This is a genomic window from Pseudomonas sp. RIT778 (assembly GCF_019718735.1).
GTDB lineage: Bacteria > Pseudomonadota > Gammaproteobacteria > Pseudomonadales > Pseudomonadaceae > Aquipseudomonas > Aquipseudomonas aphyarum.
Genome location: NZ_JAIHBA010000029.1, coordinates 38,213 through 60,211 on the forward strand (window position 1 = coordinate 38,213; position 21,999 = coordinate 60,211).

A 21,999-nucleotide genomic window follows, 5' to 3' on the forward strand; every position below is an offset into this window, starting at 1 on the left:
ACGGCACTTATGCCTGCCGAAATGTCGTATTCGAACCGGTTGGGACGCCAGTTTCATTTAAAAAAGCTCATGCCGATTCGGCATAGGGTAGGCGTTTACGGCATTAGACGGCGCAACCTTGCATCGGAATAGTTGCGCCTTTTTTCGCCTGCCGGAGAGCCGTAAACACGCGCTTCGGGGCACCTTATACGGAGGCAGATGCACAGACTTTTCCGCTAAAGAGCGTTCCAGTTCCTGCATGTGCCTGAGTCAAACGCAAGTAAGGGTAAAGATAATGAAGAAGGCAAAGCTTAGCCTCGCCTGGCAGATCCTCATCGGTCTGGTGTTGGGGATTGCAATCGGTGCGTTGCTCAACCATTTCAGTGCCGAGAAGGCCTGGTGGATCAGCAACGTCCTGCAACCGGCAGGCGATATCTTTATCCGTCTGATCAAGATGATCGTGATCCCGATCGTCATCTCTTCCCTGATCGTCGGCATCGCCGGCGTGGGCGACGCCAAGAAGCTCGGGCGCATCGGCCTGAAGACCATCATCTACTTCGAAATCGTCACCACCATCGCCATCGTCGTCGGCCTGCTGCTGGCCAACCTGTTCCATCCGGGTGCCGGCATCGACATGAGCACCCTGGGCACTGTGGACATCTCCAAGTACCAGGCGACCGCCGCCGAAGTGCAGCATGAACACGCGTTCATCGAGACCATCCTCAACCTGATTCCGTCGAACATCTTCGCGGCCATGGCTCGCGGCGAGATGCTGCCGATCATCTTCTTCTCCGTGCTGTTCGGTCTCGGTCTGTCGAGCCTGCAGTCGGACCTGCGCGAGCCACTGGTGAAGATGTTCCAGGGCGTCTCGGAAAGCATGTTCAAAGTCACCCACATGATCATGAACTACGCCCCGATCGGCGTGTTCGCACTGATCGCGGTGACCGTGGCCAACTTCGGTTTCGCTTCGCTGCTGCCGCTGGCCAAGCTGGTGATCCTGGTTTACGTCGCCATCGCCTTCTTCGCCTTCGTCATTCTGGGCCTGATCGCCAAGATGTTCGGCTTCTCGGTGATCAAGCTGATGCGCATCTTCAAGGATGAGCTGGTGCTGGCTTACTCCACCGCTTCCTCGGAAACCGTGCTGCCACGCGTAATCGAGAAGATGGAAGCCTACGGCGCACCAAAAGCCATCTGCAGCTTCGTGGTACCGACCGGCTACTCGTTCAACCTCGACGGTTCGACCCTGTACCAGTCCATCGCGGCCATCTTCATCGCTCAGCTGTATGGCATCGACCTGTCGATCAGCCAGCAACTGCTGCTGGTCCTGACCCTGATGGTCACTTCCAAAGGTATCGCCGGCGTACCGGGCGTGTCCTTCGTGGTACTGCTGGCCACTCTGGGCAGTGTGGGTATTCCGCTGGAAGGTCTGGCCTTCATCGCCGGTGTCGACCGTGTGATGGACATGGCGCGTACCGCCCTGAACGTGATCGGCAACGCCCTGGCGGTACTGGTCATCGCCCGTTGGGAAGGCATGTACGACGACGCCAAGGGCCAGCGCTACTGGAACTCGCTGCCGCACTGGCGCAGCAAGGAAAAACTGCCGGCCGGTGACGTTTCCAACAACTGATCCCCGCTCGTAAGGCACCCTGACAAACCCCGGAGAAATCCGGGGTTTGTCGTTTCTGGCGACCCCGCTATCATTCGCCGCATCTTCCGGGGGATTTGACTGATGCTTAATGGCCTGTGGCTTGGCTTCTTCATCGTGGCAGCCGTTTCGGCGCTGGGGCAATGGCTGATCGGCGGCAACGCCGGGATCTTCGCGGCGATGGTGGAAAGCATTTTTGCCATGGCCAAGCTGTCGGTCGAAGTCATGGTGCTGCTGTTCGGCACGCTGACCCTGTGGCTGGGCTTCCTGCGGATCGCCGAGAAAGCCGGGATCGTCGAATGGCTGGCCAAAGCGCTGGGCCCGCTGTTCCTGCGGCTGATGCCGGAAGTGCCAGCGGGGCACCCGGCCATCGGCCTGATCACCCTGAACTTCGCCGCCAACGGCCTGGGCCTGGACAACGCCGCCACGCCGATCGGCCTTAAAGCGATGAAGGCGCTGCAAGAGCTCAACCCCAGCTCGACCATCGCCAGCAACGCGCAGATCCTGTTCCTGGTACTCAATGCATCGTCCCTGACCCTGCTGCCGGTGACGATCTTCATGTACCGCGCCCAACAAGGTGCGCCGGACCCGACGCTGGTGTTCCTGCCGATCCTGCTGGCCACCAGTTGCTCGACCATCGTCGGCTTCCTGTCGGTGGCGTTCATGCAGCGCCTGCGGGTCTGGGACCCGGTGGTGCTGGCTTACCTGATTCCCGGCGCGCTGATCCTCGGCGGCTTCATGGCGTTGCTCGCGACGATGTCGGCCACTGCGCTGGCGGGCCTGTCGTCGATCCTCGGCAACCTGACGCTGTTCGGCCTGATCATGCTGTTCCTGGTGATCGGCGCCTTGCGCAAGGTGAAGGTCTACGAGGCCTTTGTCGAAGGTGCGAAGGAAGGTTTCGACGTGGCCAAGAACCTGCTGCCGTATCTGGTGGCGATGCTCTGCGCGATCGGCGTATTGCGCGCGTCCGGCGCGCTGGACTTCGGCCTCGACGGTATCCGCCATCTGGTGGAGTGGGCAGGGTGGGACACGCGCTTCGTCGATGCGCTGCCGACCGCCATGGTCAAACCGTTCTCCGGCAGCGCCGCCCGGGCGATGCTGATCGAAACGATGAAGACCTCGGGCGTGGACAGCTTCCCGGCGCTGGTGGCCGCAACGATTCAGGGCAGCACCGAAACCACGTTCTACGTGCTGGCGGTGTACTTCGGCGCGGTGGGCATCCAGCGCGCCCGGCATGCCGTCGGTTGCGCGCTGCTGGCCGAACTCGCGGGCGTGCTCGGCGCTATCGGCGTCTGCTACTGGTTCTTCGGTTAAGGCTCAAGGCCGGGCAGGTGGGGCAACTTTCTGCCCTTGCTCCACCGCCCACGCCACCACCTTCGCGGTGAGGCGATCACTGGCCTGACCGAATCCGGCCACCACCGCCGGGACCTTCACATCATTGAGCGGCTGACGTTCTTCGAAGCGGCGACTGGCGAGAATCCGCTGGTCATAGCCACGCACCAGCAACGCATCGACCCGCACCACGACGCTGGCCTGCGTGCCCTGATACTCGGTCTGAAATGCCTGCAGGCTGCCGCCCAGTTCCAGGTCCGCCTGGAAATTGCTGTCGTCGGTGCTCAACAGCGATATACGCCCGTCCCGCTGGAAGCCATCCAGCAGCCGATTGCGCACCAGCACCGGCGCCGGATCGCTCCAGCGCGAGGCCTTATAAGTGCTGATCACGTCACCCTGGGGAATCACCGCGATGCCCGGCCGGTTCAGCGCTTCGCTGGCCTGCAGTTTGTTCAGACGCAGCGACCAGTGCTGAGCCGCCGCCGAACCGGCCGAAGCGGGCGCCTCTGCGGCTGGCAAGCGATAGACATCCAGCGGCTCGGACTTGGGCAGGATCGAGCACGCGCTGATCAGCGTGAAGCCGGCGAGGAGGGCGAGGCGAGTCAGCTTCATGGCGTGAACTCCTTGTTCTTGTCACTGCCCAGCAGGTAACCGCTGGGGTTGGCCTCCAGGCGTTGGGAAATGGCGCGCAGCGAGTTCAGGGTTTCACGCAGTTCGCGGATCGCCGGGGCCAGACCGTTGAGGCCCTGCATGCCGCTGTCGAGGGAGTTCTGGTTCTTGCTCAACAGGCCGTTGATGGTGGCGCTGCTCTGCTCCAGGGATTTCATCGCCTGCTCGGCGCTGCCCAAGGCCTGCTTGCCCTGATCGTTGAGCAAGCCGTTGGCGTTGCGCATCAGCGCCGACGTCTGTTCGAGCATGTTGCCGGCCTGCTTGCCGACCGTCGCCAGTTGCTGCATGGCCTGACGCAGGTCGCCGCGCTGATCGTTGATCGAACCGGTAGTCTGTTCCAGATGCTGGAGGGTTTTGCTCACGCGCTCGATGTTGTCGGCGGAGAACATCTGATTGGCATTGCTCAGCAGCGTGCTGACTCCGCTCATCAGGTCGTTGCTGTCATTGAGCAGTCGCGAGATCGGCGAGGGCGAGGCGACGATGGTCGGCAGATTTCCGTCATGGCCCTTGAGTTTCGGACTCTCTGGCGTGCCGCCGCTGAGCTGGATGATCGACGTGCCGGTGATCCCGGCCAGGGCCAGTTTGGCCTGGGTGTCTTCCTTGACCGGCGTGTCACCCGCCAGACGAATCCGCGCCAGCACCCGACGCGGGTCCTGCGGGTCGAGGCGCAGGCTGACCACATCGCCGACCTTGATCCCGCTGTACTGCACCGGGCTGCCCCGGGACAGGCCGCTGACCGCTTCGTTGAAGACGATTTCGTAATCCTTGAACTCGGTGTCGACGCTGGACTTGGCCAGCCACAGACCGAAGAGCAGGGCGCCCGCCACCACAATCACCGTGAACAGGCCGATCAATACATGATGGGCTCGGGTTTCCATGTCAGACCTCGTTGAGCTGTTTGGCGGCGTCCAGCGCCGAGCGGCCGCGAGGGCCGTGGAAGTATTCGTGAATCCACGCGTCATCGGTTTCCGAGACCACGTCGATGGGACCGGCCACCAGCACTTTCTTCTGCGCCAATACCGCGACGCGGTCGGTGATGGTGTAGAGCGTGTCGAGGTCGTGGGTCACCAGAAACACGCTCAGGCCCAGCGCGTCGCGCAGGGTCAGGATCAATTGGTCGAACTGCGCCGCGCCAATCGGATCGAGGCCGGCGGTGGGTTCGTCGAGAAACAGGATGTCCGGGTCCAGCGCCAGCGCCCGGGCCAGTGCCGCGCGCTTGATCATGCCGCCGGACAGCGAAGCCGGGTACTTGTCCGCCGCCGACAGCGGCAGCCCGGCCAGCGCCAGCTTCACCGCCGCCAGATGCTCGGCGTCGTCGCGGCTCAGACCGGCGTGTTCGATGAGGGGCAGGGCGACATTCTCGGTGACGGTCAGCGACGAGAACAGCGCGCCTTTCTGGAACAGCACACCGAAACGCCGCTCGATCAGCGAACGCTCATGCTCCGGCAGGCTCGGCAGGTTCTGGCCGAACACCTTGACCATGCCTTCACTGGGCCGGCGCAAGCCGACGATGCTGCGCAGCAACACCGATTTGCCGCTGCCGGAGCCGCCGACCACGGCCAGGATCTCGCCTTTGTACAAGTCGAGGTCGAGGTTCTCGTGCACGCTCTGGCTGCCGAAGCGATTGCACAGGCCACGGACTTCGATCACCGCCTCGGAGGGCGCGCGGGGTAGACGACTCACCAGCCCATCTCCATGAAAAACAGCGCGGCGACCGCATCGAGCACGATCACCACGAAAATCGATTGCACCACGCTTGAGGTGGTGTGGGCGCCAACGGATTCGGCGCTGCCGCTGACCTTGAAGCCTTCCAGACAGCCGATGGCGGCGATCAGAAACGCGAAGATCGGGGCTTTGACCAGGCCCACCAGGAAATGTTGAATCCCTATGTCGCTTTGCAGCAGCGACAGGAACATCGCCGGCGAGATATCCAGCGACACCGCACAAACCACAGCACCGCCGACGATCCCGCAGATCATCGCCAGAAACGTCAGCATCGGCAGCGCCACCAACAACGCCAGCACCCGCGGCACTACCAGCAATTCCATGGGGTCGAGGCCGAGGGTGCGAATCGCGTCGATTTCCTCGTTGGCCTTCATCGAGCCGATCTGCGCGGTAAAGGCACTGGCGGTGCGGCCGGCCATCAGGATCGCCGTGAGCAACACGCCGAACTCGCGCAGGAAGGCGAAGCCCACCAGATCCACGGTGAACACGCTGGCGCCGAAACTGGCCAGCACCGTCGCCCCGAGGAACGCCACCACTGCGCCCACCAGAAAGGTCAGCAACGCGACGATGGGCGCGGCGTCGAGGCCAGTCTGTTCGATGTGCGCAATCATCGGCGTGATACGCCAGCGCTTGGGCCGGAACAGGCTGCGGGCGATGGTTTCGAGGATCAGGCCGACGAAGCCGAGCAATTGCAGGGTGTCTTGCCAGACCGTGTCGACGGCCCGGCCGATGCGGGTCAGCAATTGCACGCTGACGCTGATTTCCGGTTCCTTGATCGGTACGCAGAAGTCGGTCAGCGAGCGATACACGGTTTGCAGCAAGGCGCGGTCGGCGCTGGAAATCGTGCAGTCGGGGTGTTCGGCGGATTTGCCCAGCCGCTCCGAGCCGAGCAGTTCCACCAGCAGAGACGCGCCGGCGGTGTCGAGGGCGCCGAGGCCGTTGAGGTCGATAGGGGTGTTGGCGTCGTACTGGCCGTGGAGCGTTTCGCTCAGTTGCTTGAGGTCGGCGTAGTGGGCAAGCGTCCAGTCCCCGGTCACCCGCAGGCGGGCAGGGGTGATCGAGGTGTCCAGGCGGGCACTGCCGGTCATTGGGCTGCTGGTCATAAGCTCCGTGCTTGTTCGGCTGAATACGCTGGCATACGTAATAGCACGAACACGGTTACTTTTCTTTGGTCGGTGTGCTGTCCGTGACCTCGAAGCGCAGCACGCCGATTACCTGACCGTCCTCGGTCAACACCCGCACCTGCCATTTGCCCGCCGGGTTGCCGGGGAAGTTCTGCTTGTGGGTCCAGGCCCGGTAGCCTTCCTTGCGCCCGCCGTGGATGTCGAGAGCGATGCGGTCGACCTCTTTGCCGTTGAACTGCCACACGTGATAGATCCGCTCATCAAGCCCGCGCGGTGCGTTGATCGCGGTGTAGGCATAGAGCCCGCCGCCACGGATCTGCTCGGCGCTGACTTCCTTGAGGCTGGCGCCCGGAACCCGGTCCTGCACCTGGGTGCTGATCGCCACGTCGGTCATCCACAGCGTTGCCGGCGGCACCCACGAACGCAGAACCCAGCCCACGCCACCGATGCCGACCGTGATACACAGGATCGCCAAGGCATTGCGCACGGTGCGGATCGGGAAGATCGACGCCAGGCTCGGGAACGACAACACCACTGCAATCCCCAGCGCCCATTTGAAGCTTTGCGAGGTGGTCAGGTGCATGATCACCGGCAGCGCGGTGAGCAGGGCGGCGAACAGGGTCAGGGTATGCAGCGCAAGGAACGCCCAGCGTCGTGACGCCAGCCATTTGTAGTAGAGCGGGTCGACGATCGAGATCAGCGCCGCAATGCACAGCAGCCCGGTGAAAAACAGCTGGCCGCTGTTCCAGGTGGTGGTGATGAAGAAGAACGGCAGGACGAAAAACAGGCTTTCCTGGTGGATCATCTGCGTCGCGTAACGCAGCAGCGGCTGGGGGATTTCCCGTTTGAAGATCCGCGTGAACAGTTTGGTCAGGCTGTTTTCCAGCATCAGCCAGATCCAGCTCAGCAGCATGATCGTGGTGATCCAGCTCGCCAGCCCCTGTTGCCGGTCGACCAGAATGAAGCTGCCGACCCCGGAGATGAAACCGCCGAGCGCAATGACCCCGGGGTAGCGCTTCATCAGTTCGAGAATGCGCTGGATCAGAAGGGTCAATTTAGACATTTGGGCGGTTCACGACAGTCGAGGAAAAAACCCCGACAGAGTACCGCCCGCCGGGCCGTGTGGCGAGGCTGCCGGTCAGTCTGGATGCACGGATTTGCGCCGATGCAGGCGCCAGCCGAGCAGGATCAGCACCAGCACGCCCAATCCGCCCGCCAGCAGCCACAACACCTGATCGTCGCTGAGCAGCGGTTTCTCGATCCGCAGATAGCCCGGTTGCAGCAGCAACTCGCGCATGGCCTTGTTCGCCGCCTCCAACGTCACGCCTTGCAGCTCCCGCGCAGGATCAGCGAAGCGCCCATCTTCGTAGTCGCCCAACGCGCTCCAGTAATAGTCGGCCATGGCGCTGATGCCTTGCACGGCCCAGGCTTGATGAGCGATGGCGGCTTGTTTCAAGCGATTGAAGGTGTCGGCGTCGAGGCCGTTTTTCAGCAGGTCGGCCTTGAGGTCTTCCAGCACTTGTTCGGCTTCGGCAATGTCGCCGCGATCCAGGTCGGCGTTGAGGCTCATGAAACCCACGCCGCCGAACACTTCGCGCTCGGCCCACGGCCCGTAGGACAAACCGTGGTTCAGGCGCAATTGGCGATACAGCGCCCACTCCAGATATTCCTTGAGCAGGTCGAAGGTTTCGTCGTACTGATCGTCCAGCACCGGCTCCGGCACCAGCCAGTGCAGCTTGGCGCTGTTGCCGATGAAGCCGCGAGTGATCGTGCGTTCGTGAGCGGCGCTGGCGCGGATGTCCGGCAATGGACGATGTTCGCTCGGGTCGACCGCTTCCAGCGCGCCCCATGCCCGTTCCAGATAGGCCGGCAGCAGTTTGTCGAGGTCGCCGACGACGATCAGGGTCATGTTGTTCGGTGCGTACCAGGCCTTGCGCACCTTCTCCAGCTGTTCGCGGGTCAGGCCATCGACCTCGGCCCGCTGCGGGCATTTGAGGCCCAGTTCGACCGCCAGTTGGTTGCTCGCGGTGTGGCCCAGATCCTGCCGATCGAGAAAGCGTTGCAGACGGGTGTAATGACCGCCGTCCTCACGCTCGACCACTCGCTTGGCGGCGTTGATCGCGTTGTCGTCGAAGCGGGTCTGGGTCAGCAGGTCCAGCAGCAGGTCGAGGACCTTGCGCTGGTTTTTCGCCGGGGCTTCGATGACGAACGTGGTGTCGGCGTTGCTGGTGAAGGCGTTCCAGTCGCCGCCGAGGGCTTGCATGCGTTCTTCGAGGCCACCTTCGCCGGTGGCATCGATGCCGCTGAACAGCAAGTGTTCGAGCAGGTGCGGCAGCTCTTTTTCATTGCAGTCGAAATCGTCCAGACCGACGCCGATCACCAAGCGGATCGCCACGTGCCCACGCTCGGTGCCGGGCTTGAGCAGCAATTGCAGGCCGTTGGGCAGCGCATAGCCTTCGACCTGAAAACGATCCAGGGCGAAAGCGGGCAGGGAACCGAGCAACAGACAGGCGAACAACAGGCAACGCATAACGAGCTTCCATACGGCTGAATTGGAGATCCGTGTCGTCAGTCAGATCGCTTTCGCGAGCAAGCTCGCTCCCACAAAGGAATGCATTTCAAATGTGGGAGCGAGCTTGCTCGCGAAGGCGCCCTGGAGACTGAACTCTGAGTTACTGACTGACCACAACCCCAGACGTTCAAGGCGAATGCGTGATGTCCGCCATATCGTCTGCCGCCAGCGCGCCGGTATCGGAAGTTTCCAGCACCACATAGGCGCTGCTGCAGAACAGCGAGTTCAGGCGTTTCATGTCGGCAATCAACTCCAGGTGCAACGAACTGGTCTCGATACTCTGTACGATCTTACGTTGCAACCGGCTGACATGGGCGTGGGCCAGACGCCGTTCCTGTGCGCGAAAGCGACGTTTCTCACGCAGCAACTGGCGGGCGCTTTCCTTGTCGCCGCTGAGGAACACCGACAGCCCCAGCCGCAGGTTGGCGATCAATTGCTGGTGCAGGCCGGCCAGCTCTTCCAGCCCGTCTTCGGAAAACGACCGGCGTTGCGAAGTCTTCTGCTGCTGCACTTTGCGCAACATGCGTTCGATCAGGTCGCTGGCGAGTTTGAGGTTGATCGCCAGCTCGATGATTTCCGCCCAGCGCCGACTATCCTGTTCGCCAAGATCTTCGCGGGGCATCTGCGCCAGGTACAGCTTGATCGCGCTGTACAGCGCTTCGACGTCATCGGTCAGCTTGCGCATTTCCTGGGTGACGGCGGTCTGTTTGCCGCGCAGCACGTCGAGGGTCGCGTCGAGCATGTTGTCGATCAGATCGCCCATGCGCAGGGTTTCCCGGGCGGCGTTGGCCAGTGCCAGGCTCGGCGTGACCAGGGCGGTGGCGTCGAGGTGACGCGGCTTGGCGGTGCCGTTGACCTCCGGACGCTCCGGCAGCAGCCAGGCGCACAGCCGCGCCATCGGCCCGACGCTCGGCAGCAGGATCAGGCAGCGGGCGGTGTTGTAGAGCAGGTGGAAACCGATGACCATTTCCTGCGGGCTGAAATCCAGGCTGTCGATCCAGTGCACCAGCGGGTCGAGTACCGGAATGATCAGCAGCAGCCCGATCAGTTTGTACAGCAGGCTGCCCAGCGCCACCTGCCGGCCGGCGGCGTTCTGCATGCTGGTGCTCATGAACGCCAGCACGCCGCTGCCGATGTTGGCACCGATCACCAGACCGATCGCCACCGGCAGACTGATCACCGCAGCGCCGGCGAGCGTGGCGGTCAGCAGCACGGCCGCCAGACTGGAGTAGGAAATCATCGCGAACAGCGCGCCGACCAGGGCGTCGAGCAAGATATCGCCGGTCAGCGACGCGAAAATCACCTTCACCCCTTGGGCATGGGTGATCGGCGCAGCGGCCTCGACGATCAGTTGCAGCGCCAGGATGATCAGCCCCAACCCGATGGCCACACGGCCCATCTGCCCGAGTCGGGTCTGTTTGCGCGACAGAAAGAAAATCACCCCGAGGAAAATCAGCAGCGGCGACAGCCACGACAGGTCGAACGTCAGCACCCGCGCCATCAGCGCCGTACCGACGTCGGCGCCAAGCATGGTCGCCAGGGCCGGGGTCAACGCCATCAGGCCCTGACCGACAAAGGACGTCACGAGCATGGCGGTGGCGTTGCTGCTCTGCACCATCGCGGTGACGAGGATGCCGGCGACAAAGGCCAGCCAGCGTTTGGACATGTTCTGGCCGATCACGTGGCGCAGATTGGTGCCGTACACCCGCAGGATGCCGGTTCGAACGATGTGCGTGCCCCAGATCAGCAGGGCCACGGCAGAGAGCAGATTGAGCAGGGTGAGCATGCAGACCCCCTGTAATAGCAGCGCCCCAGAGGGGCAAGTTGACGGTACCGCGCAACTTCTACGTTCTGATACTTAAGCTGTAGTTGGCTAACGGTCTGGGCGCCAGCATTGCACAGCTAAAGCGGGGATTGAAACAAAAGTGTCATGAAAACAGGTTCATGCAGCCATGAAAAAAGGGCCCGAAGGCCCCTTTTTCTGTTCACTGCGTTCGGGTTACTGACCCGGAATATCCTTGCGCAGTTTCACCGGATCCTGCTGTTTGCGTTTTTTCGCGATGGCGGTGCGCATCTTGATGTTGATCGCTTCGACCGCCAGCGAGAACGCCATGGCGAAGTAGACGTAGCCTTTCGGTACGTGCACGTCGAACGACTCGGCAATCAGCACGGTGCCGACCACCAGCAGGAACGACAGCGCGAGCATTTTCAGCGACGGGTGCTTGTCGATGAACTCGCTGATCTTGCCCGAGGCCAGCATCATCACCAGTACCGCAACGATGATCGCCGCGACCATTACCGGAACGTGGGACACCATGCCGACGGCGGTGATCACCGAGTCCAGCGAGAACACGATGTCGATGATCGCGATCTGGATGATGGTGTAGAGGAAATTGCCGCCCTTGCCGCCGGGCGTCTCGTCGCTTTCGTCTTCACCTTCCAGTGCGTGGTACATCTCCTGGGAGCTTTTCCACAGCAGGAACAGGCCACCGAAGAACAGGATCAGGTCGCGACCGGAAATGCCCTGGCCGAACACTTCGAACAGGTCGGCGGTGAGGCGCATGACCCAGGTGATCGACAGCAGCAACAGGATCCGCGTGATCATGGCCAGGCCAAGACCGAAGATCCGGGTGCGCTGCTGCATGTGTTTGGGCATGCGGCTGACCAGGATCGAAATCATGATGATGTTATCGATGCCCAGAACGATTTCCAGGGCGGTCAGGGTGAAGAAGGCAACCCAGATCTCAGGGTTGGTCAGCCATTCCATGTGTATTCCTTTGAGCGAGTGTTAAACCAGGACGCCAGCAATCAGCTGGCGTCCTGGTGAGTTTGGTGCCGTTACAACGTGCTGAACAGCGGGAAAGTCCCCAACAGCAAGGCTGCGACCAGTATGCACAGGCAGACCAGCACTGCCCACTTCAGGGTGAAACGCTGGTGATCGCCGAACTCGATCCCCGCCAGTGCCACCAGCAGGTACGTCGACGGCACCAGTGGGCTCAGCAGGTGAACCGGCTGACCGACGATCGAGGCACGGGCCATTTCCACCGCGGTGATGCCGTAATGGCTGGCCGCTTCGGACAACACCGGCAACACACCGTAGTAGAACGCGTCGTTCGACATGAAGAACGTGAACGGCATGCTCACCAGCGCCGTGATCACCGCCAGGTACGGGCCGAGGAAATCAGGGATCACTGCCAGCAGGCTTTTCGACATGGCATCGACCATGCCGGTGCCCGACAGGATACCGGTGAAAATGCCCGCCGCGAAGATCAGACTGACCACCGACAGCACGCTGCCGGCGTGGGCGGCGACACGATCCTTCTGCATTTGCAGGCAAGGGTAGTTGACGATCATGGCAATACTGAACGCCACCATGAACAGCACCGGCAGCGGCAGCAGGCCGGCGATCAGGGTGCACATCAGGGCCAGGGTCAGCAGGCCGTTGAACCAGATCAGTTTCGGACGGCGGGCATCCGGGAATTGCGAGACGCTGATTTCGCTGTGATCGATTTCGTCGCCGATCAGGTGCAGCTCACCCAGACGCGCACGCTCACGTTTGCCGTAGAAGTAGGCAATGATCAGGATCGCCACCACACCGGCAGCCATCGCCGGGATCATCGGTACGAAAATGTCCGACGGGTCCACGTGCAGCGCACTGGCGGCACGGGCGGTCGGGCCACCCCACGGGGTCATGTTCATCACGCCGCCGGCGAGGATGATCAGACCGGCCATGATCCGCGGGCTCATGCCGATGCGACTGTAAAGCGGCAGCATGGCGGCCACGCAGATCATGTAAGTGGTCGCGCCGTCACCATCGAGGGAAACGACGAGCGCCAGTACGGCGGTGCCGACCGAAACCTTCAGCGGGTCGCCCTTGACCAGTTTGAGGATCTTGCGCACGGCCGGGTCGAACAGGCCGGAGTCGATCATCAGGGCGAAATACAGAATCGCGAACATCAGCATCACGCCGGTCGGCGCAAGCTTGGTAATACCTTCGAGCATCATCGGGCCGATCTTCGGGGCGAAACCACCGAACAGGGCGAACAGGATCGGGATGATGATCAGAGCGATCAGCGCAGACAGGCGCTTGGTCATGATCAGGAACATGAACGTGATGACCATGGCGAAGCCAAGGAAAGTCAGCATGGGAATACTCCAGGCGTAGCGCGGCTAGGTAAGTGAGCGGATCGGGTTGGATCAGCGCAGAACGGGAAGCACGAGGCGTACGGGCGGAGTTGCAGCGAGGAGGCGGGTTACAGAGGACATCAGAATCACCATTGTTGTTGTTAATTGGGCCTGTCGTGCGAGCAATCACACGCGTTGGCCAACCGGTCTGTTGCCGGCAGTGGGGGCGATCCTAATCGGGGAACCTTTCAGCTACCTTTCGCACAAGAAAGCTTTGAGCGAACGGCCAACCGGCCGTCGGATGCGGGCTAGAGTCAATGAACACGGGAAGCGGAGGGCAGGGCGATGACTGAGTTGCACGGCGGTGGCTGCCATTGCGGACATATCCGCTATCAGTTCAGCGGAGCGTTGCACGACATCGCCCACTGTCATTGTTCGATCTGTCGAAAGGTCAGCGGCGGCATCGTCACCACCTGGATCACGCTACCGGCGGCGAACTTCCAGTGGCTGGCCGGGACGCCTTCGCGCTATGACTCATCGACCAGTTGCGCTCGGTTTTTCTGTCCGAACTGCGGTGCACAACTGGCGCTGGTGACGTTGCTCAGCCCCGAGAGCATCGATCTGACGATTGCCACACTGGATCACCCGGAGCAGGCCGCCGCCGAGCGGCATATCTGGACCGACAGCCAGTTGCCGTGGCTGCACCTGGACGAGCATCTGCCGGGCGAACCCGAAGAAACCATCTGATTAAAAAATAGACAGGTCCAGCGGCCGCATCGCGCCCATCCAGATCGCATGTTCGGTGTGATCGAGCAAGTCATCGCCGGTATCCGGGTGCAGGAATACCACCAAACCTTTGCGATTGAGCGCCAGCCACGGCAACACCTCGCCGATCAGCTCCGGGTCAAAGGCCAGCTGGCAGCTCCAGTCCGGGTGCGGGCCGACCGGACGTTCATGCACGCGGCCCATCTTCAATGGGAATAATTGCGCGGCCTGCTCACACAGCACCCGCGCCTGTTCGATCGTGCTGGCGTCGTAATAAACGTGGGCGTGATAACCCTTGATCGTCTGCATCGCAAACCCTCTGAATCGGTTCGAACCCTCGGCGTTGCCCGTATGTCACACGCCATACAAGGGAAAACAAAAGGGACCTCAGCCATGAAAAATGCCGAAACCCCGGCGGTGAAAGTGGTGCTCTATGGTGCCATGAGTAGCCTGGGCAGTGCGTTGATGGCTGAACTGCTGCGCCGCCAGCACGAAGTCATCGCGATCCTCGACGATCTGACGGCGCTCGCGCCACGGCCGGGGCTGCGCACCAAAAGCGGCGATCTGCTCGATGCCGAGCGGGTCAATCAGAGCGTGGCCGGCAGCTCGGCGGTGATCTGCCTGCTGAATGCGCCCGGCTTGCCGCTGAGCAGCGATCATGTCGAGAAATCCTTGGTACTGGGGCCGGTGGAACAGGTGCTGGCGGTGGATGCATTGATCGACGGGTTGCAGGCGGCGAACATCTCGCGGCTGTTTGTCATCGGCGAATTCGAAGCACTGGACGATCCGGAAAACGCCGACCCGCTGCAACGCCACGCCGCCGAAGAAGTGCGCGAAGCCCTGCAAAGCAGCCCGCTGCACTGGACGCTGGTGAACGCACCGCGCAGCGTCGCCGGGCTGACGATCGAACATTTCAGTCAGGTCGGCCGAACGCTGGAACCGGGTCTGGCCGAACCGCTGGAGCGCCTGAACCGGGTGGCGGTGGGAATTGCCGACGAGCTGCGGCTGAATTTGCATCTGCGTCAGCACGTGGATTTCGTCGCCGCCTCTTGATCCATTACACAGCAATCGAAGGCAACGGCAATCCAGCCAAGGACTCGGCGCTGCTGGCTTGTTCGGCCATCAGCCAATCCACGAACGTCTGGATCAGCGCGCCCCGGCGTTTGCGCTGCGGCAGCACCACGTAATAACCGAGGCGCGACAGGGTGGTCTCAGCGATCGGCCGGCACAACAGCCCCTGGGTGAGCAAGTTATCCACAAGGTGCCGCCAGCCAATTGCCACGCCCTGACCGCCAATCGCCGCTTGAATCAACAAAGTGTAATTGTCGAAGCGCAACTGGCCCGGGGCCGGCGGCGTACTGATGTTCAGCGCGCGGAACAGACCGCTCCAGTCGAACCAGTTACTGCTGTTTTCCCCGCGCAGGTGCAGCAGCGGAAATTCCATAAGTGCCTGGGCCGGCAAGGGCAGGGGGCGATCCTTGAGCAATTGCGGGCTACACACCGGAAACACTTCTTCGCTGAACAACCAGTGACTTTCGCCCTGTTTGAAGCGACCGTCGCCGAACAGCACGGCAACGTCGATATCCGGGCGCAGCATGTTGTGATTGCGCTCGCTGGTGACCAGGCTCACGTCCACCTGTGGATAAGCTTCATGAAAGCGGTGCAGACGCGGCATCAGCCAATACGCGGCGAAGGCGAAATCAGTGGCAACCTGCAGCACTTCATGTTGCTGCTGCGTGCTGATCGCGCTCAATCCTGCGTCGATATTCTGCAAACCGAGGGTAACCTGCTCGAACAGGATCGAGCCGACCTCGGTCAGTTCGATGCCCCGGTAGATCCGGTCGAACAGCCGCGTGCCGAGTTGCTCTTCCAGGCGTTTGATCTGCTGACTGATCGCCGGTTGCGTCGTGCCGAGCTCAACCGCCGCAGCGGTAAAACTGCGATGACGGGCCGCCGCCTCGAAGGCGCGCAGCAGGTCCAGCGACAGATCACCGAGGGCTTCATACATAAGCTGTGCTTATCCTAGTCATTGTCCGGCGCGGGCTTTACCGGATATTGCGTGGAATCCATGCTCGATCGCAGCAATGTCGCATAAATATTCACTATGGAATGCCGCGATCACATGAAGCGCAAGAACATTCTTTTCATCATGGCCGATCAAATGGCCGCGCCAATGTTGCCGTTCTACGGCCCGTCGCCGATCAAACTGCCGAACCTCAGCCGCCTCGCCGAACAAGGCGTGGTGTTCGATGCCGCCTACTGCAACAGCCCGCTGTGCGCACCCTCGCGTTTCACCCTGGTCAGCGGCCAGTTGCCGAGCAAAATTGGCGCCTACGACAACGCCGCTGATTTCCCCGCCGACATTCCAACTTACGCCCATTACCTGCGCCGCCTCGGTTACCGCACTGCGCTGTCGGGCAAGATGCATTTTTGCGGCCCCGATCAACTGCACGGTTACGAAGAGCGCCTGACCAGCGACATCTATCCGGCCGACTACGGCTGGGCGGTGAACTGGGACGAACCCGACGTGCGACCGAGCTGGTATCACAACATGTCTTCGGTGTTGCAGGCCGGGCCGTGTGTGCGCACCAACCAGCTCGACTTCGACGAAGAAGTGGTGTTCAAGGCTCAGCAATACCTGTTCGACCATATTCGCGAGGACGGCGACCAGCCGTTCTGCCTGACCGTGTCGATGACTCACCCTCACGACCCGTACACGATTCCCAAGGCGTTCTGGGATTTGTATGACGATGCGGATATCCCGCTTCCGACGACGCCGGATCAGCATTCACTCGATCCGCACTCCCAGCGTTTGCTCAAGGTCTACGACCTGTGGGACAAGCCGCTGCCTGTGGATAAAATCCGCGACGCACGCCGCGCGTACTTCGGTGCATGCAGTTATATCGACGCCAACGTCGGCAAACTCCTGCAAACCCTCGAAGATTGTGGGCTGATGGACGACACCGTCATCGTTTTCTCCGGTGACCATGGCGACATGCTCGGCGAGAAGGGCCTCTGGTACAAAATGCACTGGTACGAAATGGCCGCGCGAGTGCCCCTGTTGATAAGTGCACCCGGTCAGTTCAAATCGGGCCGTGTCAGCTCTGCCGTCTCCACCGCCGACCTGTTGCCGACATTCGTCGAACTGGCCGGGGGCAATCTGGAACCGAATCTGCCGCTGGATGGCCGCTCGCTGGTGTCGCACCTGCAAGGGCAGGGCGGTCACGACGAAGTGTTCGGCGAATACATGGCCGAGGGCACTGTCAGCCCGCTGATGATGATCCGCCGTGGCGCCTTCAAATTTATCTACAGCGAAACCGACCCTTGCCTACTCTTCGATGTGGATAACGACCCACGCGAGCAGGAAGAACTCAGCCAATCACCGCAACATCGCCAGCTGTTCGACGATTTTCTCGCTGAAGCGCGGGCCAAGTGGGACATCCCGGCGATCCACCGCGAAGTTCTCGAAAGCCAGCGCCGTCGGCGTTTCGTCGCCGAGGCGCTGACGATCGGCAAGCTGAAGAGCTGGGATCACCAGCCGCTGGTGGACGCCAGTCAGCAGTACATGCGCAACCACATCGACCTCGATTACCTGGAGCGCAAGGCCCGTTATCCACAACCCTGCCAAAACCAATAACGTTAAGGGGAAGTCCATGGTCAAGTTATCCACAGTCGTGACGGTCAGTCTGCTGGCACTGGGCAGCGCATCCGCGTTCGCCGAGAGCTGCGACACGGTGAAAATGGCCGACCCCGGCTGGAGCGACATCGCCGCGACCAACGCCATCACCGGGTTTCTGCTGGAGGGCATGGGCTACAAGGCCAAGGTCGACACCCTCGCCGTGCCGATCACCTTCGGCGGCTTGAAGGACGGGCAGGTCGACGTGTTCCTCGGCAACTGGATGCCGGCGCAGCAGGGCTTCTACGACAAGTTCGTCGCCACGGGTGACGTCACGCAACTGGCGAAGAACCTCGACGGCACCGAATTCACCTTGGCCGTACCGGATTACGTGTGGGACGCGGGTGTGCATAACTTTGCCGACCTGAATAAGTACGCCGATAAATTCGAGAAGAAGATTTACGGCATCGGCTCCGGCGCGCCAGCGAACATCTCGCTGCAAGAGATCATCAAGAAAAACGACTTCGACCTGGGCCAATGGAAGCTGATCGAGTCCAGCGAACAGGCGATGCTGGCCGAAGTCTCGCGGGCGGTGAAGAAACAGAAGTTCGTCACCTTCCTCGGCTGGACCCCGCACCCGATGAACGTGCAGCTGAAAATGCATTACCTCAAGGGTGGCGAGAAGTACTTCGGCGACACGGGTAGCGTCTACACCCTGACCCGCAAGGGCTACGCCGAGGCCTGTCCGAATGTGGGTAAATTGCTGACCAATCTTGCGTTCACTCAGGAGATGGAGAACAGCATCATGGCCGAGGTGGTGAACAAGAAGGTCAGCAATGCGGAGGCGGTGAAGGCCTGGATCAAGGCGAATCCGGCGGTGCTGGACAAGTGGCTTGATGGTGTGAAGACCGTGGACGGCAAAGATGCGTTGGCGGCGGTTAAAGCCAAACTGTAACTGCGCGGCCGATCGTTCCCACGCTCTGCGTGGGAATGCCGCATTGGACGCTCCGCGTCCCGGGCTGCGTACAATGCGCAAAATTTCACCCGAGAGGATCCATGGCCCTCCCCAGCCGTCGCTCACTTTTCCCCTTCCTGACCTGGCTGCCCCGGCAGACCCGCGCCAGCGTCGGGCGGGACCTGGTCGTCGGCCTCAGCGGGGCGATTCTCGCGTTGCCCCAGTCGATTGCCTACGCGCTGATCGCCGGTCTCCCACCGGAATACGGGCTCTACGCTGCCATCGTCCCGGTGTTGATCGCCTGCCTGTGGGGCTCGTCGTGGCATCTGATCTGCGGCCCGACCGCGGCGATTTCGATTGTGCTGTTCGCCAGTGTCAGTCCGCTGGCCGTGCCTGCGTCACAGGACTACATCACCCTGATCCTGCTGCTGACCTTCCTCGCCGGGATTTTCCAGTGGCTGCTCGGGCTGTTGCGCTTCGGCGCGCTGGTAAATTTCGTCTCGCATTCCGTGGTGCTGGGTTTCACCCTCGGCGCGGCGGTGGTGATTGCCATCGGTCAATTGCCGAACCTGCTGGGACTGGATCTGCCGGCCAAGGCCACGGCGCTGGCCAGCCTGATGGATCTGCTGCGCCATCTCGGGGCTGTGGATAAACCGTCGCTGGTCCTCGGTGTGGCGACGGTGGTGGTTGGCGCGTTGCTCAAACAATGGCTGCCACGTTGGCCGACACTGTTGATGACCTTGGTGCTCGGCAGTGTGGTGGTGTGGCTGTGGCCGGCGATGTTCGGCCATGTTCAATTGGTCAGCGCATTTGTCGGCCGCTTGCCGCCGTTCAGTGGATTGCCGCTGGATATGGATCTGATCCTGCGCCTGCTGCCCAGCGCCGTGGCGGTGGGCATGCTCGGGCTGGTCACCAGCCTGTCGATTGCCCGTTCGATTTCCGCACGCTCGCAACAGCTGCTCGACGCCAACCAGGAAGTCCGCGCGCAGGGTCTTTCGAACATTGTCGGGGCGTTCTTTTCAGGATCCTTGTCCGCCGGCTCGTTCACCCGCTCCGGGCTGAGCTATGAGGCCGGGGCCTGTTCGCCGCTGGCCGGGGTGTTTTCGGCGTTGTGGGTGGCGTTGTTCGCGATTTTCGGTGCCGGGCTGATCGCGCACATTCCGATTCCGGCCATGGCCGGCAGCATTCTGTTGATCGCCTGGGGACTGGTGGATCATCGCGGCATTCGTGCGCTGTTGCGGGTCAGCCGGGCGGAATTCGTGGTGATGAGCCTGACCTGCGTCGCCACGTTGCTGCTGGAATTGCAGACGGCGATTTACGCAGGCGTACTGGCCTCGCTGTTTTTCTACCTCAAGCGTACTTCGCAGCCGAGAGTGCAGCATTGGCGCGATGGCGAAGACGATGTGTTGCGGGTCGGCGGGTCGATCTTTTTCGGCGCCAGCCACTATCTGCAAGTGCGCTTGCAACGGATGCATGGCGCGCGGGTGGTGATCGAGGCGCAACAGATCAACTTCATCGACTATTCAGGCGTGGAAATGCTCCATCAGGAAGCGCGGCGCCTGCTGCGCCAGGATCGCAGCCTGACCTTGCGTCAGGCGCGTCCGCAGGTGGTGGAGGAATTGCGCAAGCTCGAAGGGCCGGAGAAATGTCCGATCCGCTTCGAGGACTGAGGGCGCCTTACAGTGCCAACTGCCGACGCAATTCCGCCAGAACCGGCGCAGTGTCCGGGCGCACGCCGCGCCACAGGAAGAAGGCTTCGGCAGCCTGCTCGGCCAGCATGCCCAAGCCGTCCATCACCACACCCGCGCCGTGCTCGCTGGCCCACCGGCAGAACGCGGTCGGTTCCTTGCCGTACATCATGTCGTAGCACAGGGTCTTGCCCGGCTCGATCAGGCTTGGGGCAATCGGCGGCACGTCGCCGGTGAGGCTGGCGGAGGTGGCGTTGATGATCACGTCCACCGGTTCGCGCAACCAGTCGTAACCACTGGCCGACACCGGCCCCAGATCACAAAACAGTTCGGCCAGCAGCTCGGCCTTGTCCACCGTGCGGTTGGCGATGATCACCGAGGCTGGTTTTTCCGCCAGCAACGGCTCCAGCGCACCGCGTACCGCGCCACCGGCACCGAGCAGCAGAATGCGTTTGCCGGTGAGGCTGAACCCGGCGTTGACCGTCAAATCCCGCACCAGACCGGCGCCGTCGGTGTTATCGCCGAGGAGACTGCCATCGGCCAGTTTGCTCAGGGTGTTCACCGCACCCGCGCGTTCGGCGCGGGCGGTCAGGTTGTTGGCCAGACGATAAGCATCTTCCTTGAACGGCACGGTCACGTTGGCGCCGCGACCTTCCTGGAAAAACGCCGTGGCGCAGCCGGAAAAGTCCTCGAGCGGCGCCAGCAGGGTGCTGTAGTCGAGACTCTGCCCGGTCTGTTCGGCGAACAGTTTGTGAATCATCGGCGACTTGCTGTGGCCGATCGGGTTACCGAAAACGACGTAACGATCCATCAGAAGTCCTCAGGCCTGGGCCAGCCAGTCGCGGTCTTGCAGGAAGTACTCGGTCAGGCGTGCTTCTTCGCTACCCGGCTCGGCTTTCCAGTCGTAGGCCCAGCGCACTTGCGGCGGCAGCGACATCAGGATTGACTCGGTACGCCCGCCCGATTGCAGGCCGAACAGGGTGCCACGGTCGTAAACCAGGTTGAACTCGACATAGCGGCCGCGACGGAATTCCTGGAACTCGCGCTGCTTGGCGGTGAAGGCGTCGTTCTTGCGGCGCTGCACGATCGGCAGGTAAGCGTCGATGTACGCATCGCCGATGGCGCGCATGAAGGCGAAACTGGTGTCGAAGTCCCACTCGTTCAGGTCATCGAAGAACAGGCCACCGATGCCGCGCGGCTCGTGGCGATGCTTGATGTGGAAATAGGTGTCGCACCAGGCCTTGTAGCGCGGGTAGACGTCCGGGCCGAACGGCGCGCAGGCCTGTTCGGCTACGCGGTGCCAGTGGATGCAGTCTTCTTCGTTGCCGTAGTACGGAGTCAGGTCGAAGCCACCGCCGAACCACCAGACCGGCTCTTCACCTTCCTTCTCGGCGATGAAAAAACGCACGTTGGCGTGGGACGTCGGCACATGCGGGTTGTGCGGGTGGATCACCAACGACACGCCAAGGGCTTCGAAACCACGCCCGGCCAGCTCCGGCCGATGGGCACTGGCGGACGGTGGCAGGCCACTGCCGAAGACGTGGGAAAAGTTGACGCCGCCCTTTTCGATCACCGTGCCGTTCTCGATTACCCGGGTCCGACCACCACCGCCGGCCGGACGGGTCCAGGCGTCTTCGACGAAGCGCGTGCCGCCGTCTTCAGTTTCCAGCGCGGCGCAGATGCGGTCTTGCAGGTCGAGCAGATAGGCCTTTACGGCGTCGGTGCGGGTCGTCATGGCTTCACCTTGGATCGGGCGGAACTGCGCGGCGCCCCGCGCAAATGGGCGCGTAGCATACCATCGCAA

General features: G+C 62.0%; 20 protein-coding genes. 7 read left to right on the top strand and 13 right to left on the bottom strand.

Annotated features, from left to right (window positions below; genetic code table 11):
• Positions 1 to 274 precede the first annotated feature (274 nt).
• Positions 275 to 1,606, top strand: coding sequence for a glutamate/aspartate:proton symporter GltP (gltP, locus tag K5E37_RS20330; RefSeq protein WP_007954055.1), 1,332 nt, complete (start codon positions 275 to 277; stop codon positions 1,604 to 1,606).
• 102 nt (positions 1,607 to 1,708) lie between these two features.
• The gene (locus K5E37_RS20335) at positions 1,709 to 2,938 is read left to right on the top strand and encodes a nucleoside recognition domain-containing protein (protein WP_007954056.1); all 1,230 of its coding nucleotides are present in this window, start codon (positions 1,709 to 1,711) and stop codon (positions 2,936 to 2,938) included.
• A 3-nt stretch (positions 2,939 to 2,941) separates the two neighbouring features.
• On the opposite strand, the gene K5E37_RS20340 is transcribed toward K5E37_RS20335, so the two are convergent.
• The 9 genes from K5E37_RS20340 to K5E37_RS20380 all read right to left on the bottom strand — a co-directional run bounded on the left by K5E37_RS20340 (position 2,942) and on the right by K5E37_RS20380 (position 13,192).
• Positions 2,942 to 3,568 (bottom strand): ABC-type transport auxiliary lipoprotein family protein, encoded by a 627-nt coding sequence (locus tag K5E37_RS20340; RefSeq protein WP_221534972.1) that lies wholly within the window; start codon positions 3,566 to 3,568, stop codon positions 2,942 to 2,944.
• A complete protein-coding gene (locus K5E37_RS20345) occupies positions 3,565 to 4,503 on the bottom strand; it encodes an MlaD family protein (RefSeq protein WP_127796495.1) in 939 nt (312 codons plus the stop codon). Before K5E37_RS20345 ends, K5E37_RS20340 begins: the two co-directional genes overlap by 4 nt.
• Position 4,504: 1 nt before the next feature.
• Entirely contained in the window at positions 4,505 to 5,308 is an 804-nt protein-coding gene (locus K5E37_RS20350; protein ID WP_007954063.1) for an ABC transporter ATP-binding protein, read from the bottom strand.
• Positions 5,305 to 6,453, bottom strand: coding sequence for an ABC transporter permease (locus tag K5E37_RS20355; protein ID WP_045121722.1), 1,149 nt, complete (start codon positions 6,451 to 6,453; stop codon positions 5,305 to 5,307). Before K5E37_RS20355 ends, K5E37_RS20350 begins: the two co-directional genes overlap by 4 nt.
• A 55-nt stretch (positions 6,454 to 6,508) precedes the next feature.
• Complete coding sequence (locus K5E37_RS20360; RefSeq protein ID WP_221534973.1) at positions 6,509 to 7,537, bottom strand: DUF5924 family protein; 1,029 nt, start codon at positions 7,535 to 7,537, stop codon at positions 6,509 to 6,511.
• A 75-nt stretch (positions 7,538 to 7,612) separates the two neighbouring features.
• On the bottom strand, positions 7,613 to 9,004 hold the full coding sequence (locus K5E37_RS20365; RefSeq protein WP_221534974.1) for a pitrilysin family protein: 1,392 nt from the start codon (positions 9,002 to 9,004) through the stop codon (positions 7,613 to 7,615).
• 169 nt (positions 9,005 to 9,173) lie between these two features.
• On the bottom strand, positions 9,174 to 10,832 hold the full coding sequence (locus K5E37_RS20370; protein ID WP_221534975.1) for a Na/Pi cotransporter family protein: 1,659 nt from the start codon (positions 10,830 to 10,832) through the stop codon (positions 9,174 to 9,176).
• A gap of 213 nt (positions 10,833 to 11,045) precedes the next feature.
• On the bottom strand, positions 11,046 to 11,813 hold the full coding sequence (locus K5E37_RS20375) for a TerC family protein (RefSeq protein ID WP_007954068.1): 768 nt from the start codon (positions 11,811 to 11,813) through the stop codon (positions 11,046 to 11,048).
• Between the two features lie 71 nt (positions 11,814 to 11,884).
• Entirely contained in the window at positions 11,885 to 13,192 is a 1,308-nt protein-coding gene (locus tag K5E37_RS20380) for a CitMHS family transporter (protein ID WP_007954069.1), read from the bottom strand.
• A 324-nt stretch (positions 13,193 to 13,516) separates the two neighbouring features.
• On the opposite strand from K5E37_RS20380, the gene K5E37_RS20385 reads away from it, so the two are divergent.
• Positions 13,517 to 13,918, top strand: coding sequence for a GFA family protein (locus tag K5E37_RS20385; protein ID WP_221534976.1), 402 nt, complete (start codon positions 13,517 to 13,519; stop codon positions 13,916 to 13,918).
• Here the strand turns inward: K5E37_RS20385 and K5E37_RS20390 are convergent, their stop codons facing one another.
• Positions 13,919 to 14,245, bottom strand: a complete 327-nt coding sequence (locus K5E37_RS20390; RefSeq protein WP_221534977.1) for a DOPA 4,5-dioxygenase family protein — start codon at positions 14,243 to 14,245, stop codon at positions 13,919 to 13,921.
• Between the two features lie 84 nt (positions 14,246 to 14,329).
• Here K5E37_RS20390 and K5E37_RS20395 point away from each other — a divergent pair, with 84 nt between their 5' ends.
• The gene (locus tag K5E37_RS20395; protein ID WP_221534978.1) at positions 14,330 to 14,989 is read left to right on the top strand and encodes an NAD(P)-dependent oxidoreductase; all 660 of its coding nucleotides are present in this window, start codon (positions 14,330 to 14,332) and stop codon (positions 14,987 to 14,989) included.
• 4 nt (positions 14,990 to 14,993) lie between these two features.
• Here K5E37_RS20395 and K5E37_RS20400 read toward each other — a convergent pair whose 3' ends face one another.
• Complete coding sequence (locus K5E37_RS20400; protein WP_129973334.1) at positions 14,994 to 15,944, bottom strand: choline sulfate utilization transcriptional regulator; 951 nt, start codon at positions 15,942 to 15,944, stop codon at positions 14,994 to 14,996.
• A gap of 114 nt (positions 15,945 to 16,058) precedes the next feature.
• On the opposite strand from K5E37_RS20400, the gene betC reads away from it, so the two are divergent.
• From betC to K5E37_RS20415, 3 genes are all read left to right on the top strand, one after another.
• The gene (gene betC, locus K5E37_RS20405) at positions 16,059 to 17,573 is read left to right on the top strand and encodes a choline-sulfatase (RefSeq protein WP_221534979.1); all 1,515 of its coding nucleotides are present in this window, start codon (positions 16,059 to 16,061) and stop codon (positions 17,571 to 17,573) included.
• A 16-nt stretch (positions 17,574 to 17,589) separates the two neighbouring features.
• A complete protein-coding gene (choX, locus tag K5E37_RS20410) occupies positions 17,590 to 18,507 on the top strand; it encodes a choline ABC transporter substrate-binding protein (protein ID WP_102718827.1) in 918 nt (305 codons plus the stop codon).
• A gap of 101 nt (positions 18,508 to 18,608) precedes the next feature.
• Positions 18,609 to 20,177: a SulP family inorganic anion transporter gene (locus K5E37_RS20415; RefSeq protein ID WP_221534980.1), complete on the top strand. Its 1,569-nt coding sequence runs from the start codon at positions 18,609 to 18,611 to the stop codon at positions 20,175 to 20,177.
• Positions 20,178 to 20,184: 7 nt separating this feature from the next.
• Here K5E37_RS20415 and aroE read toward each other — a convergent pair whose 3' ends face one another.
• Together aroE and hemF are read right to left on the bottom strand one after the other, a co-directional pair.
• The gene (gene aroE / locus K5E37_RS20420; protein WP_221534981.1) at positions 20,185 to 21,006 is read right to left on the bottom strand and encodes a shikimate dehydrogenase; all 822 of its coding nucleotides are present in this window, start codon (positions 21,004 to 21,006) and stop codon (positions 20,185 to 20,187) included.
• Between the two features lie 9 nt (positions 21,007 to 21,015).
• Positions 21,016 to 21,930, bottom strand: a complete 915-nt coding sequence (hemF, locus tag K5E37_RS20425) for an oxygen-dependent coproporphyrinogen oxidase (RefSeq protein WP_007954079.1) — start codon at positions 21,928 to 21,930, stop codon at positions 21,016 to 21,018.
• Between the last annotated feature and the right edge of the window lie 69 nt (positions 21,931 to 21,999).